Origin of the sequence: Xylanibacillus composti (assembly GCF_018403685.1) — a bacterium.
GTDB classification, from domain to species: Bacteria; Bacillota; Bacilli; order Paenibacillales; family K13; genus Xylanibacillus; species Xylanibacillus composti.
This window is the reverse complement of sequence record NZ_BOVK01000001.1, coordinates 37,714-51,337: the sequence shown is the minus strand read 5'-3', so window position 1 is coordinate 51,337 and position 13,624 is coordinate 37,714. Positions and strand designations below refer to the sequence as shown.

Below are 13,624 nucleotides of genomic sequence, written 5' to 3'. Positions count from 1 at the left end.
TTTCGATATAGTGATGATATTGTCATTGCTGGGAAGGAGTGTCCGGATTGCAAGCTACGATAGATAAAACGGCAGCATTGCGTCATTATGAAACCTACTGCTTTCAAATTTCCTATTACTTGCTGGAAAAGGAAGAGCTAGCAATTGAAGCAGTGTCTCAAGCTTTCATCCAAATTTACAAAAATGACGCTTTCTTCTCCATGGGGGAAATGGAGCAGCGCGCGCATATGAAGCAGTGTGTCATTCGTCATGCCTTGGAAGCGCGCAAGCAATGCCTGCTGCGCAAACAATGTCAGCATGTTTCCTAATTAATCTCTCTGCCATTCTCCGTTTTGTGCTCTTCTTTGATCTTCTCCAGTATTTGCAGGAATTCTTCTTTTTTCGGAATGACTCTTCTTCTGACTACTACAATTTTCATCTACATATCCTCCAATTCCTATGTATGAAACGAAGCGTTCTTGTCTGTTAGTATACAAGAGAAAACAGGAGATTGGGGCGCTAAAATAATGGTAATTCGGAAATGCAGGGAGCGCCTGGATAGTTTCAATTAAAGACGGGGACGCTATCCCAAAACCGGAGAAGGGAGGACGAATAAAGTAATGAAAAGGGAATCTGAAGAAGCTGCCGGCGAACGTGAGCGAAGCTCTGCTGAGCTTACTGATACAGAGCGGGCGAACATCGAAATGGACCGCATATTTTACGGCGATCCTTCGCAAGAAGCGGATACGGATCCGTTCATTGATATCGATAATGCCGCTCTTAGACACAGAAACCAGAGCTGAGAAGAAGCAAGTTTGGAAAAGGATCGCCAGGAGGGGTCCTTTTCCACAACCCTAATATTTATCAATATTTATATTTAATATAATTAATTAAGCGGACAGCATTACAGGCTGGCATCAAGTATTTATCTCAGATCCGGAAGGAAACAGGATAGAACTGAATGCGTTAACTGCGTCAAAATAAGAAGAGTCGCACGCTTAATCTATGCAGCTGAATGTTGCGCCTTTTACATCCGTCCAGTTTCCATTGGACGGATGCGGCGGCGTTTTTCTTTGTGTTTCTTCAGCATCCAGCCGGAATAACCTGTGTCAAAAAAGACAAGCAGTGACAGACGATTTCAGACATTTTCCGTCTAAAGACTATCATACAGATATACAGTAATGCTCTAAAAGAGGAGGGGCGGCACATGGGTGAAAGCATCCATTACTTGGCGCTAGGCGATTCTCTTACGGTTGGGTACGGCGTGCATCCTTGGCTTGGCTTCGTAGAACAATTCCGTTCTTTGGCAGAATCGCGTCTATCAGCCCCCGTCCATGCAGAAAATCATGGCGTCAACGGTTTCAAGGCCATGGAAATCCTTCAGTCTATAAAGACCGATCCTTCCATACAAGCTTCTTTGAAGGAAGCGCAAATCATCACAATCACAGCCGGGGGAAACGACATGCTGCAGGCAGCCGATCAATTTGTTTCGCAAGGCGACCGAAACGTGCTGAAGCAGGCGGTGAAAGCATGCAGAACCGTGTTTGCGGAAATGTTCGATGTGATACAAGCTTGTAAGCTTTCATCTGCAAAACCCTACTTGCTGCGTGTAGCGGACCTGTACAATCCAGTCCCCGCCTTTTCGGAATCCGTCTTCTGGGTGCAAATGTACAATAAGATGCTCCGTCAATTCAGTCTGCCTAATTTAGTTATCGCGGACATGTATACGTCCTTCCTCGGACAAGAGCATCAGCTGCTGTCCGAGGACTGCATTCATCCCAACGCAAATGGTTACCGCACGATGGCAGAGCAAATGGCCGCTTGCGGGTTTGGCCCGTTAGAAAGGGGAGCTGGCTTCAACAAAGGTGGACGCTGACTGACCATACAGGCTGCAATAAAAATCTGCGGGCCCTTCGGATAGCGAAGGGCTATTTGTTCTCCTTCAATTCAGCCATTCATAACGTTTTTTTTCTGACATCTCCAGTCCTGAAACAGGAAAGGATTGGCGCAACCAGGGGAGAAATTTATGATCTTGATGTTCGGAAACAGGAATCTGCTTTCCCTTTGTAGAACTTGAGCTCTTGTTGCGCATCCCTTTTATGAGGTATATTACATAGGCAATGGACAGGCATATCAGAATCTGAGGTGAGACATCTATGAAAATCGGCGTAACCGGGGCGGAAGGACGCGTAGGTCAATACGTTGTCAATGAGCTCCTGAACCATCAACATGAAGTTGTAGCCATAACTATGGAACCATGGGCAGAATCGCCGGCGGAAAACCGTGTAGCTGACATAACGGTATATGATCAGCTGTTCCAAGCATTTCAGGGATGCGATGCCATCATACATCTGGCAGGAATTCCGAACCCGCTCCAGGATGATGAAACCCGAGTATTCCAAACAAACACCACTGGTGTATTCAATGCAGCCCTTGCTGCCGGAAACTTGAATTTACCCAAGCTTGTGATCGCTTCTAGCGATTGCGCGCTTGGCATTACGTTCAGCCATCAACTGACGAGCCCGGCGTATTTGCCGTTGGATGAAGACCACCCTACTGCGCCGGACAACTGCTACGGATTGTCCAAGCTGGTCGGCGAGCAAATCGCAGAAGGAATGGCCAAGCGCTTCGGGATGTCCATCCTATCGCTGCGAATCAGCGCCGTCCTCAATACGGAAATTTATAAAGCAGATTGGTTCATTCATGATTTGCACAATCCAGAACGAGGCGTTACCGATAATTTGTGGACCTACATTGATGTTCGGGATTGTGCCCGCGCGTTTCGACTCGCGGTAGAGGCGGATATTCCCGGACACGAAATTATTACGATTGCTTCGCATGAGACGCGCGCCATCGTGCGCTCCGAGGATTTGATTGCCCGATACTTCCCCAATACCGAACTGAGGAAGCCGATCCAGGGCTTCCAAAGCTTCCAGGACTGCAGCAAGGCCAAGCGCCTGCTGAATTTTGAAGCAAAGTTCAGCTGGCGGGAGGAAGAGCAGAACGTATAGCAAAAAAAACGACCCTTGTCCCTAATGGTTGGGATGAGGGTCGTTTTGCATGTTGAGAAGTGGAACAGGTCTCTCGCAATCCTTAATTCAAGGAACGTGACCTGGCTGGTGTTGAGAAGTCGATTCCGGTCAAGCGTTGAATCGGATACAGCCGTCTGACGGATACAGTGATGACCGTGGCAGCTACCGCTTTAATAGCATCGCCTAGCAAGTAAGGATAGCAGCCGGCAACCATAGCTTCAGCAAGCGATAAATTGGCAACATAACCAAGCCAAGGGACGCCGGTGACATACAGCAGAAGGGAACCAAAAACCTCCATGGCCAGAAAAATCGAGATGACAGAAATTACGCTATTCGTGCGAAGCCGTTGTGCGAGCCATCCGATGAGCAGCGCAGCAATGGGCCACATCCATACGTATCCGCCGGTCGGGCCAAGGAGCACGCTGATGCCCCCTTCTCCATGAAGCAGCGGGAAACCAACAGCAGTCAACACAACGACCATAAACATGCTGAAAAACCCGTATGCAGCCCCCAGTAGTCCGCCTGCCAGCATGACAGCCAATGTTTGCAAAGTGATAGGAACCGGTGTAAATCCTAGTGGAATGCTGACAAAACCGAAGACAACGACCAATGCTGCGAATAGCGCACTGAAAGCGACTCCGCGCACTGTAAGCTTGAACATTGCTTTCTCCCCTTACTTTTTGATATAGTAGTCCTGTAAATGTCAACCGAAAGCAAAGGGTGGAGGTTGACAATTGGCATTTTAGCATAAAAATTTGGAAATGGGTAGACAAAATGAAAAAGAAAGAATCTATTATTACGGTAACAGGATTAACCGTATCTCAGCAGGATGGAACAACGGAGAAGAATGTACTCGAAAATATCAGCTTTACTTTGCCAGAGGGGTCGTGGACTGCCATTGCGGGCTCGAACGGCAGCGGGAAGAGCACGCTTGCCCGAGCGATTGCTGGATTAATTTCAATCCGCGGCGGCAGCATATCCATTGCAGACAATATCGCCGTACATATCGTGCTGCAAAACCCGGAAACGCAGCTGCTTGGCGACACAGTCGAGGAAGAGTTGATGCTGTCTCTTAGCCGCGGGCAAACCGCAGATAAATCCCCATCTCGCATGGAGCAAATCCAAGCTGCATGGGAGGAGGCAGATTTGCAGCTGCCGTTCCATACGCCTGTTCGTCAGCTTTCCGGAGGGCAAAAGCAGCTGCTCAATATCGTCTGCTGTTTGGCGCTGGATGCAGAAGTGCTTGTCCTGGACGAAGTGACTTCGATGCTGGATCCCGCATCGCGGGAACATGTACTGACCCTTATTCGCCGTTTGCATCGGATGGGAAAAACCATTGTATGGATTACGCATCGTGCCGAGGAGCTTGTCCACGCAGACCGGGTACTGGTGCTCGACCAGGGGACTTTGTCGTTTGATGGCTCAACAAGTCAATTTTGTTATGGGACATTCAATGAGCAGTCGAGCCCTTGCGAGCAATATGGCATGGAACTGCCCTATGTGGTGCAAGTAGCCCGACAATTAGAAAGGAAAGGCTTGACCTTGGGTGCACAGCCGCTGCTTCCCGAAGAACTGGCGCAAGCCGCTGCCGGACTATGTCGTTAATCGTTGAACAGCTGCGTGTCGGCGGCCGCAAGGAGACACCGGGCAAACCTATTGTGGATGGAATCAGCTTTCACTTGGAAGAACATTCACTTACCTTGCTCATCGGTCCATCCGGCTCAGGCAAAACAACGGTGCTTCGCGCTCTGGCAGGACTCGCTGAGCTTGATGCGGGCCGCATTCTCTATGACGGCGAGCCGCTTTGGTTCAATCCAGGCAAGGTGAACCGAGCTGTCATGATGCGTCATGCAGTCGCCTTCCAGTTTCCTGAGCATCAATTGTTCGCTTCTAGCATTGGCGGCGAATTTTCTTATTCGCTTAAGCCCTATGGCTATAAGCGCACGGAGAGATTTCAACGCAGCACGGAAGCGCTGCGCGAGCTGCAATTGGCCAATCTCTCGCTGGAGGCATCGCCGTTTGCGTTGAGCGGTGGCCAAAAGCGGCGTCTGGCGGTTGCAACGACGATCTCAGCGCGTACGCCATGGCTGCTGTTGGATGAGCCTTCGGCTGGTCTGGACGGTCCTTCGCTTCGGCAGTTGAAGGATCGCTTGGTTGAGTGGAAGCAAACCCGCAGCATCATCATGGCCACTCACGATTGGGAAGCGTTTCTGCCGATTGCCGATCGCGTGCTGGTGATCGCTCAGGGCAGACTTCTTGCCGACCTGCCGCCAAGCGCATTGCTGGACCAGCCGGAGCTGCTGCAGCGCTCTGGCGTTGGCTGCCCCGCTTCGCTGCAGGCGGCTTATGCGTTGCAGCAAGCAGGGATTTCTGTTGAAAGCAAGCTCTATTCGCCGGAAGAGTTGGCTGAAAGGATTGTGCTGTCGTGTGTGAACAGCCATTCGGCCGTACCGGAAAGCGCTGCTGGTCAAGAGCAGGCAGAGTGTCACACAGGATCACGGCAGGATGATCCGGGCTGGAAGGACGTGCAAGCAGGCGAGCCTGTCTCGAAACTGCCAGCTGCGCCAAGGCACCATGACTCTGATGCGGGAAATAAGCAGGCTGGCTCCCATGGAACGCAAGAAATCTGCCGTGCAGAAGAACTGTCTGAACGCAGGTGGATTTACCGGCAGCGGGCAGGACTGAAGTGGCTGTCCTACACAGGCTTGTCGGTACTCATTCTGCTGCTGCAGGGATGGTGGGGAACGGGGATTGCGCTTTTGCTGGCCTTTGGCTCGTTTCTGCTTCTGGAGAAGCAAGACGCACTGAAGGGATTCCGCTTAAGTCGGCCGCTCATTTATTTTATCTTGATCACAGGAGCCATTTCGGGCTTGCAATTGACTGCGGGCGATTGGACATCCATGTTGAATGTGGAGGATGCGCTGCTAACGATAAGACGAATGACGCGATTTTTCGCTATTACGCTCATAGGCTTCGTCTTTACGCTATCCACCAGCACCGCCGAGATGCAGCGGAGCTTGAATCGGGCGCTGTCCTGGGGCAGACGCTTCCTCCCGGTTGACATGATCTCGTTGTCCGCTGCGCTCATTCTTCGCTTTATTCCGCTGATCGTGGATGAAACGCAGCGATTTTCCGTCATTACAGCCGCCCGCGGCAAAAAGCCCGTCAAGCCCGGAAAGATCAGATTTCAAGATGTCCATGTTTTCGTTATTCCCTTGCTGCTATCGCTCTTCCAGATGGTCGAGGATTTAATCACAGCTATGGAGATCAAGGGATACAGACATGTACAGAAAGGAGACAGGGGATGAGCGTGCGTCTGCGGGGACATCATTTGCTTTGTTTGCTAGGGTTTCGCGGGATGGGGTACTCGGAGGAATTCGCCCGGAATATGAGCGGGGTCTACGAGAAGCTGCGGCAATCGCCGGAAACGGTAATTCGAATCGTCGAAGGAGCGGATGATCTTTGCGCCAAGTTTCCCTGCGATCAAGAATACCATTGCGATCATACAACCGTGCTTCAACATGACGAACGAATCGCACGTCATCTGGATGTCAAGCCGGGCGATAGCGTGACGTGGGACGAACTGGTAGAACGCATTCGGGTACGCGTGCAGCCGAGGCACATTCCGGAATGGTGCGCAACATGCCAGTGGCTCAGCTATGGAGTTTGCGAAGAAGGAATGGCGCGAATTCAAAAAGGCGAGCCGCTGCCGCCCCTAAACAGTCTCTAGCGAAAATGGCCGTTTCGCGCAGCAACTGTGTGCGAACGGTTCTTTTTGCGTTTGCAGCCGCAATCCATCTGAGCAAATGATCTGCGGTTTTTATTTCAACGGTCCTGCTCTATAATAGAAATATCGTTTGCAGCACACTGGGGATATAAAGGAGATGGGCATGTTGAGCCAAAACGAGAAAATCAAACTGACATCCTATTCGAGCAAGGGGGGCTGCGGATGCAAGATCGGACCTGCCGATTTGCAGCAGGTGCTGCGCAATCTGCCGGAGACCGTCCCGAATCCGAATCTGTTAGTCGGCTTGGATACAAGCGACGATGCGGGCGTGTATCGCTTGAGCGACGACCTGGCTTTGGTGCAGACCGTTGATTTCTTCACACCGATTGTAGACGAGCCCTATGACTTTGGACAAATCGCGGCAGCCAACGCTATCAGCGATATTTATGCAATGGGCGGCAAGCCACTAACGGCGTTAAACATCGTGGCCTTTCCTATCCATACGCTGGACAAGCAAGTGTTGGCGGACATCTTGCGCGGGGCCGGCGACAAGATGAAAGAGGCCGGCGTTACACTGGTAGGCGGTCATTCCATTGACGACAAGGAGCCCAAGTTCGGGCTGGCCGTGACAGGACTCGTTCATCCGGATCGGGTCAGGGCGAACGCTGGCGCGAAGCCCGGAGACAAGCTGATTCTGACAAAGCCCATTGGCGTTGGCATCCTGACAACCTCAATCAAAAAGGATCAGCTGAGTGAAGAAGAAATTGCGAACGTTACCCGCGTCATGGCGACATTGAACAAAACTGCCGCAGAAGTAATGGACGCGTTCGAGGTACACGCCTGCACGGATGTGACTGGCTTCGGCTTGCTCGGACATGCTTCAGAGATGGCCAAAGCGAGCGGAGCGGGCATTCGCATGATCCGGCACCAGGTACCGTTCCTTCCCCGCGTACGGGAATTGGCAGAGCAAGGGTTCGTCCCGGGAGGAACCAAAAACAATTTTGCTCATTTGGAAGGAACGGTCCACTTTGACGCATCGCTTGATCAAATTGATCAATGGATGCTCTGCGATGCAGTAACTTCTGGCGGATTGCTTATTGCTGTAGAATCCAGCCAAGCGGACAAGCTCCTCAGCGAGCTTCTTGCCAATCATGTGGAGGCAAGTCTCATCGGCGAGGTCGTATCGAACCATCCCGGACAAATCAGCGTACTAGCATAAAAGGAGCGATAAGGTCGTGTCGAAAGAGATCAACGTGGAACAGCTGCTGGAGCTGCAGCGGAAGCAGCAGCTTGTGCCGATTGACGTGCGTTCGCCATCGGAATATGCGGAGGGCACTATCCCGGGCAGTTTGAACTTCCCGCTGTTCGATGATGAAGAGCGGGCAGAGATCGGCACCCTATATAAGCAGGAAAGCAGACAGGCCGCGATGGATCGCGGCCTGGAAATCGTTTCGGCGAAGCTGCCTCAGCTCATTCGCTCCATTTCGCAAGTAGACGGGCAAAAAGCAGTATTTTGCTGGCGCGGGGGCATGCGCAGCAAGACGACGGCCACCATGCTCTCGCTTATGGGCATTGAAGCGCTGCGGCTGACAGGCGGTATCCGAGAGTACCGCAGATGGGTCGTAGAGACTTTGGAAGGCTTCGTGCTCAAGCCGCAGGTTATTGTCTTGAACGGGCACACAGGCACCGGCAAGACGGACATTTTGCTCGAGCTCAAAAAGCGGGGGTTCCCTGTGTTGGATTTGGAAGGCATGGCGGGACACCGCGGTTCCATCTTCGGCCAAATCGGCTTGCAAGCTCGCAATCAGAAGCAGTTTGACGCCATGTTGGTGCATGAGCTGCTTGCGCTGAACGAACAGCCATACATTCTGCTTGAAGGTGAAAGCAGGCGTATCGGCAAGGTCGTTCTACCCGAATTTCTAATGGAGAAGAAAGAAAGCGGCCTCCATCTGGTGCTTGAATTGCCTGTGGAAGAGCGGGTTCAATCCATCCTGCAGGAGTACCAGCCATGGAAGCACACTGAAGAAATTCGCGAGGCGTTCCGCCGCATCAAGTCGCGCATTCATACGCCGGTTGCGAAAGAAATTGAAGAGTGCCTGAACGCAGAGCATTTCGAACGGGCCGTTCATTTGCTGCTGGTTCATTATTACGACCCACGGTATCAGCATGCGGGGGATCAGTATATGCAAGCGCCGATTCACATGCAAGCTCCGAACAAGGAGCAGGCGCTGGAACGGTTAATCGGACAGCTGGAGAAGGTTGGCATGAGGGGAAACGGATAAACGATCGAGAGAAAAAGGGAGACATGTCATTGAAGCTCATATCTTGGAATGTAAACGGGTTGCGGGCCTGCGTGAAAAAGGGCTTCCTGGATTATTTCCGGGAAGCGGACGCCGATATTTTCTGCGTACAGGAAACGAAGCTGCAGGAAGGGCAGATTGATTTGCCATTGGAGGGCTACCATTCGTATTGGCATTACGCGGAGAAAAAGGGCTACTCCGGCACGGCTGTGTTCAGCAAGCCGGAGCCTTTATCGGTAGCCTATGGCTTGGACGAGCTTGATACCGAAGGCAGAGTCATTACTGTGGAATATGAAGCGTTCTATTTGGTCAATGCGTATACGCCCAACTCCCAGAGAGACTTGGCCCGTCTGCCCTTTCGGCTTAAGTGGGAAAAGGCGTTCCGGCATTATCTGAACCAACTTCGAGAGAAGAAGCCTGTTGTGCTGTGCGGCGATTTGAATGTCGCGCATCAGGAGATCGATCTGAAAAATCCGAAAAGCAACAAGCAAAACTCCGGGTTCACCGAAGAAGAGCGGGCGGAAATGACCGCGCTGCTGGACGGGGGTTTTGTGGATACGTACAGGCATTTTTATCCCGATCAGAAGGAAGCCTATACCTGGTGGAGTTACATGCCGAAGGTCCGGGAACGGAATATCGGCTGGCGAATTGACTATTTCATCGTTTCCGAGGAGCTGCTGCCCAGAGTGAAGGACGCTCATATCCAGGCAGAGATTCTGGGGAGCGATCATTGTCCGGTCATACTGGAGCTGGAGCCGGAATAACAGGCAACGAAAATGAACGATTTTTTCGTTTATCAGTAAATCTGATAAATCCTATAAGATATATCGAATTGACCGGCATTGCTTGCTGTGATAGTTTCTATAGAGTACTAAAAGAAGGAAGACGCATTTATTTTTTCATAACATGCATGTTACGTGAGGTGGATATTGTTGGAACTACAAGTAACGAACAGTCCGTTTAACCAAGAGCAGGTGGAACTGCTCAATCGTCTGATACCAACGCTGAGCGAATCGCAGCGGCTATGGCTGAGCGGCTACATGTCCGCTTTGTCTGGCGGAGCAGCTGCTGTACCGGCAGGAACGGCGGCACCGGCAGGGCAAGCGGTAACCGCAGCGCCAGTCTCCAAGGAAGTGACCGTACTGTTCGGCTCCCAAACGGGCAATTCCCAAAGTCTGGCGAAAAAGACAGCCAAGAAGCTGGAGGATCTGGGTTTTCAGGTTACCGTATCCTCAATGTCCGACTTCAAGCCGAACACCCTGAAGAAGGTACAGAACCTGCTGATCGTGGTGAGCACGCATGGCGAAGGAGATCCGCCAGACAATGCGCTCGCCTTCTACGAGTTCCTGCACAGCAAGAGAGCGCCTAAATTGGAAGAATTGCGGTTCTCTGTGCTTGCCTTGGGAGACACCTCGTATGAATTCTTCTGTCAGACAGGGAAAGACTTTGACAAGCGCCTCGAGGAGCTTGGCGGCAAGCAGCTTACAGCGCGTGTTGACTGCGATGTAGATTTCGATGAAGCGGCAGCGGAATGGATGGATAAAGTAGCAGCCGCACTAAGCGAAGCAGGAAGCGGCGCCGGTTCGGCTTCGACAGCAGCTGTTAGCTCGGCTGTAGCGCAATCGGAGGCTTCCGATTATTCCAGATCGAATCCGTTCCATGCGGAAGTGTTGGAGAACCTGAATTTGAATGGACGCGGCTCCGCTCGGGAAACCAGACACCTTGAGATTTCGCTGGAAGGCTCGAACCTGCAGTATGAACCGGGAGACAGTCTTGGCATTTATCCGCAGAACCATCCGCGTCTTGTTAAGGAACTGATCGAGGCAATGGGCTGGAACGGCGACGATACGGTACGCGTGAAGGATGGCGATACATCGCTAAGCGATGCGCTGCAGCGTCATGTAGAAATTACTGTTCTGACGAAGCCATTGCTTGAGCAGGTCGTCAAGCTTACAGGCAACCGCGATCTTCAGCAATTGCTGGGAGCCGGCAATGAACAGGAGTTGCGTGCGTATATCCAGGGAAGAGACCTGCTGGATTTGGTGCAGGATTACGCGTTGAAAGGCGTGCCAGCCTCCGAATTTGTGGGCATTTTGCGCAAGCTGCCTGCCCGTTTGTATTCCATTGCCAGCAGTCCGAAGGCATTCCCGGAGGAGGTTCACGTTACGGTGCGCGCCGTTCGCTATGAATCGCAGGGTCGCCAACGCTACGGGGTTTGCTCGACATATTTGGCTGAACGAGTGGAGCCGGGCAACAGCTTGCCGGTCTTCGTGCAGCATAATCCGAACTTTAAGCTGCCGCAAAATCCGGATGCGCCAATCATCATGATCGGACCGGGCACAGGCGTAGCGCCGTTCCGTGCGTTCCTGGGCGAACGGGAAGAAATCGGCGCAAGCGGGAAGTCCTGGCTGTTCTATGGCGACCAGCACTTTTCGACCGATTTCCTCTACCAGGTAGAATGGCAGCGCTGGCTGAAGGACGGCGTCCTGAGCCGGATGGATGTTGCTTTCTCGCGCGATACGGAACAGAAAGTCTATGTCCAGCATCGGATGCTGGAGCGCAGCCGCGAGCTGTATCAATGGCTGGAAGACGGCGCGTACGTATACATTTGCGGCGATGAAAAGCAAATGGCCCATGACGTGCACGCCGCGCTTGCAACAATTATCGAGCAGGAAGGCGGCAAGACCCCGGAGCAAGCTGCTCAATATTTAAATGAATTGCAACAACAATCACGCTATCAGCGGGATGTATACTAAGAACAAGCCCAAAGATTGCGAGAGGAGAAGAGCCTTATGTCTGAAAATAATTTATTGTCACCGAACAGTGCGCCGCACAGCGATGTGGAGGATATAAAGCGCCGCAGCAATTATCTGCGGGGCAGCTTGGCCGAAACGCTGGAGGACAGAATCACCGGCTCCATACCGGAGGACGACAACCGTCTCATGAAGTTCCACGGCAGCTACATGCAGGACGACCGCGATCTGCGCAACGAGCGGGCGAAGCAAAAGCTGGAGCCTGCCTATCAATTCATGCTGCGCGTGCGGGCCGCCGGCGGTGTCATTACACCGAAGCAATGGCTGATGATGGATGACGTCGCGCAAAAGTACGCCAACGGCACCATTCGCTTGACGACACGCCAATCGTTCCAGCTGCATGGCATTATTAAATGGAATATGAAAAAGACGATTCAGGAAGTCAACGCGCAGATGCTGAGCACGCTGGCAGCATGCGGTGACGTCAACCGCAATGTGATGTGCAATCCGAATCCGTACCAGTCGGAAGTACATGAAGAAGTATACGAATGGGCAAGCAAGATCAGCAATCACCTTGACCCGCGTACACGGGCGTATTATGAAATCTGGCTGGATGGGGAAAAGGTTGTTGACAGCGAAAGCAACGGCGAAGAACAGGAGCCAATCTATGGTCCGGTTTACCTGCCGCGCAAGTTCAAAATAGGCGTCGCCGTTCCTCCTTCGAACGATGTAGACGTATTTTCCCAAGATCTCGGTTTTATTGCGATCGTAGAGAATGGCAAGCTGTTAGGCTTTAACGTATCTGTAGGCGGCGGCATGGGAATGACGCATGGCGACCCGAACACGTATCCGCAAATCGCTCGGGTTATCGGCTTCTGTACACCGGAACAGGTGATTGATGTGGCGGAGAAGACCGTCACTATACAGCGCGATTACGGCGACCGTTCCGTGCGCAAGCATGCGCGTTTCAAATACACGATTGACGATCGCGGCATCGATTGGTTTGTCGGCGAGCTGCACAATCGCTTGGGCTGGAAGCTGGAAGCGGCGAAGCCATATACGTTCGAGCACAATGGAGATCGCTATGGCTGGGTGAAGGGCAGCAACAACAAGTGGCACTACACACTCTTCATCCAAAATGGACGCGTCAAGGATGAGGAAGGATATTTGCTCATGACAGCGCTGCGCGAAATTGCCAAGGTACACACTGGCGATTTCCGATTGACGCCGAATCAAAATTTGATTATTGGCAATGTATCCAGCCAGAAGAAGAAAAAGGTCGAGCAGCTTATTCAAGAATATGGACTGACAGATGGCGCTGCATATTCCGCGCTGCGCAGAAACTCCATGGCTTGCGTGGCATTGCCAACCTGCGGTCTGGCGATGGCCGAATCGGAGCGTTACCTGCCTAGCCTGCTCGACAAGCTGGAATTGATTCTCGATGAAGCCGGGCTGCGCGAGGAGGACATCGTCATCCGAATGACCGGATGTCCGAACGGCTGCGCCCGTCCCGCCTTGGCTGAAATCGCCTTTATCGGCAAAGCGCCGGGCAAGTACAATATGTATCTGGGCGGAGGGTTTGCAGGAGAGCGCCTGAACAAGATGTACAAGGAAAATATCGGCGAAGAAGAAATATTGGATACGCTCAAGCCGCTCCTTCAGCAATACGCGAAGGAGCGTCAGGAAGGCGAGCACTTTGGCGATTTCGTCATCCGTGCCGGCTATGTGAAGGAAGTTCGTTCCGGTCAAGAGTTCCATGCGTAATCCATAGAAAAAAAGCCAGTCTCATGCGGTCGCTGTCAGCGCCCATGCGGATTGGCTTTTTTCTTGGCT

13 protein-coding genes are annotated in these 13,624 nt (G+C 52.1%); 12 read left to right on the top strand and 1 reads right to left on the bottom strand.

Annotation, left to right across the window (positions count from 1 at the left end; genetic code table 11):
- The first annotated feature begins 47 nt into the window (after window positions 1-47).
- From XYCOK13_RS00195 to XYCOK13_RS00180, 4 genes are all read left to right on the top strand, one after another.
- Entirely contained in the window at window positions 48-308 is a 261-nt protein-coding gene (locus tag XYCOK13_RS00195; RefSeq protein ID WP_213409823.1) for a hypothetical protein, read from the top strand.
- A gap of 291 nt (window positions 309-599) precedes the next feature.
- Window positions 600-782 (top strand): hypothetical protein, encoded by a 183-nt coding sequence (locus tag XYCOK13_RS00190; protein WP_213409822.1) that lies wholly within the window; start codon window positions 600-602, stop codon window positions 780-782.
- Window positions 783-1,186: 404 nt separating this feature from the next.
- Entirely contained in the window at window positions 1,187-1,855 is a 669-nt protein-coding gene (locus XYCOK13_RS00185) for an SGNH/GDSL hydrolase family protein (protein WP_213409821.1), read from the top strand.
- A 280-nt stretch (window positions 1,856-2,135) separates the two neighbouring features.
- On the top strand, window positions 2,136-2,990 hold the full coding sequence (locus tag XYCOK13_RS00180) for an NAD-dependent epimerase/dehydratase family protein (protein WP_213409820.1): 855 nt from the start codon (window positions 2,136-2,138) through the stop codon (window positions 2,988-2,990).
- An 82-nt stretch (window positions 2,991-3,072) separates the two neighbouring features.
- Here XYCOK13_RS00180 and XYCOK13_RS00175 read toward each other — a convergent pair whose 3' ends face one another.
- A complete protein-coding gene (locus XYCOK13_RS00175) occupies window positions 3,073-3,672 on the bottom strand; it encodes a biotin transporter BioY (RefSeq protein ID WP_213409819.1) in 600 nt (199 codons plus the stop codon).
- A 113-nt stretch (window positions 3,673-3,785) separates the two neighbouring features.
- Between XYCOK13_RS00175 and XYCOK13_RS00170 the strand changes: the two genes are divergently transcribed.
- The 8 genes from XYCOK13_RS00170 (at window position 3,786) to cysI (ending at window position 13,555) form a co-directional block, all read left to right on the top strand.
- The gene (locus tag XYCOK13_RS00170; protein ID WP_213409818.1) at window positions 3,786-4,616 is read left to right on the top strand and encodes an ATP-binding cassette domain-containing protein; all 831 of its coding nucleotides are present in this window, start codon (window positions 3,786-3,788) and stop codon (window positions 4,614-4,616) included.
- Complete coding sequence (locus tag XYCOK13_RS00165; RefSeq protein ID WP_213409817.1) at window positions 4,607-6,319, top strand: ATP-binding cassette domain-containing protein; 1,713 nt, start codon at window positions 4,607-4,609, stop codon at window positions 6,317-6,319. The genes XYCOK13_RS00170 and XYCOK13_RS00165 overlap by 10 nt, the downstream gene beginning before the upstream one ends.
- Entirely contained in the window at window positions 6,316-6,741 is a 426-nt protein-coding gene (locus XYCOK13_RS00160) for a DUF1284 domain-containing protein (RefSeq protein ID WP_213409816.1), read from the top strand. Before XYCOK13_RS00165 ends, XYCOK13_RS00160 begins: the two co-directional genes overlap by 4 nt.
- A 160-nt stretch (window positions 6,742-6,901) precedes the next feature.
- Window positions 6,902-7,957: a selenide, water dikinase SelD gene (gene selD, locus XYCOK13_RS00155; protein ID WP_373314280.1), complete on the top strand. Its 1,056-nt coding sequence runs from the start codon at window positions 6,902-6,904 to the stop codon at window positions 7,955-7,957.
- Between the two features lie 16 nt (window positions 7,958-7,973).
- On the top strand, window positions 7,974-9,020 hold the full coding sequence (gene mnmH, locus XYCOK13_RS00150; protein ID WP_213409815.1) for a tRNA 2-selenouridine(34) synthase MnmH: 1,047 nt from the start codon (window positions 7,974-7,976) through the stop codon (window positions 9,018-9,020).
- 29 nt (window positions 9,021-9,049) lie between these two features.
- On the top strand, window positions 9,050-9,802 hold the full coding sequence (locus XYCOK13_RS00145) for an exodeoxyribonuclease III (protein WP_213409814.1): 753 nt from the start codon (window positions 9,050-9,052) through the stop codon (window positions 9,800-9,802).
- Window positions 9,803-9,970: 168 nt separating this feature from the next.
- Window positions 9,971-11,794, top strand: coding sequence for an assimilatory sulfite reductase (NADPH) flavoprotein subunit (locus XYCOK13_RS00140; RefSeq protein WP_213409813.1), 1,824 nt, complete (start codon window positions 9,971-9,973; stop codon window positions 11,792-11,794).
- Window positions 11,795-11,830: 36 nt separating this feature from the next.
- Window positions 11,831-13,555 carry an assimilatory sulfite reductase (NADPH) hemoprotein subunit gene (gene cysI / locus XYCOK13_RS00135; protein ID WP_213409812.1) on the top strand — a complete coding sequence of 575 codons (1,725 nt, stop codon included), beginning with the start codon at window positions 11,831-11,833 and terminating at the stop codon, window positions 13,553-13,555.
- The last annotated feature ends 69 nt before the right edge of the window (window positions 13,556-13,624 follow it).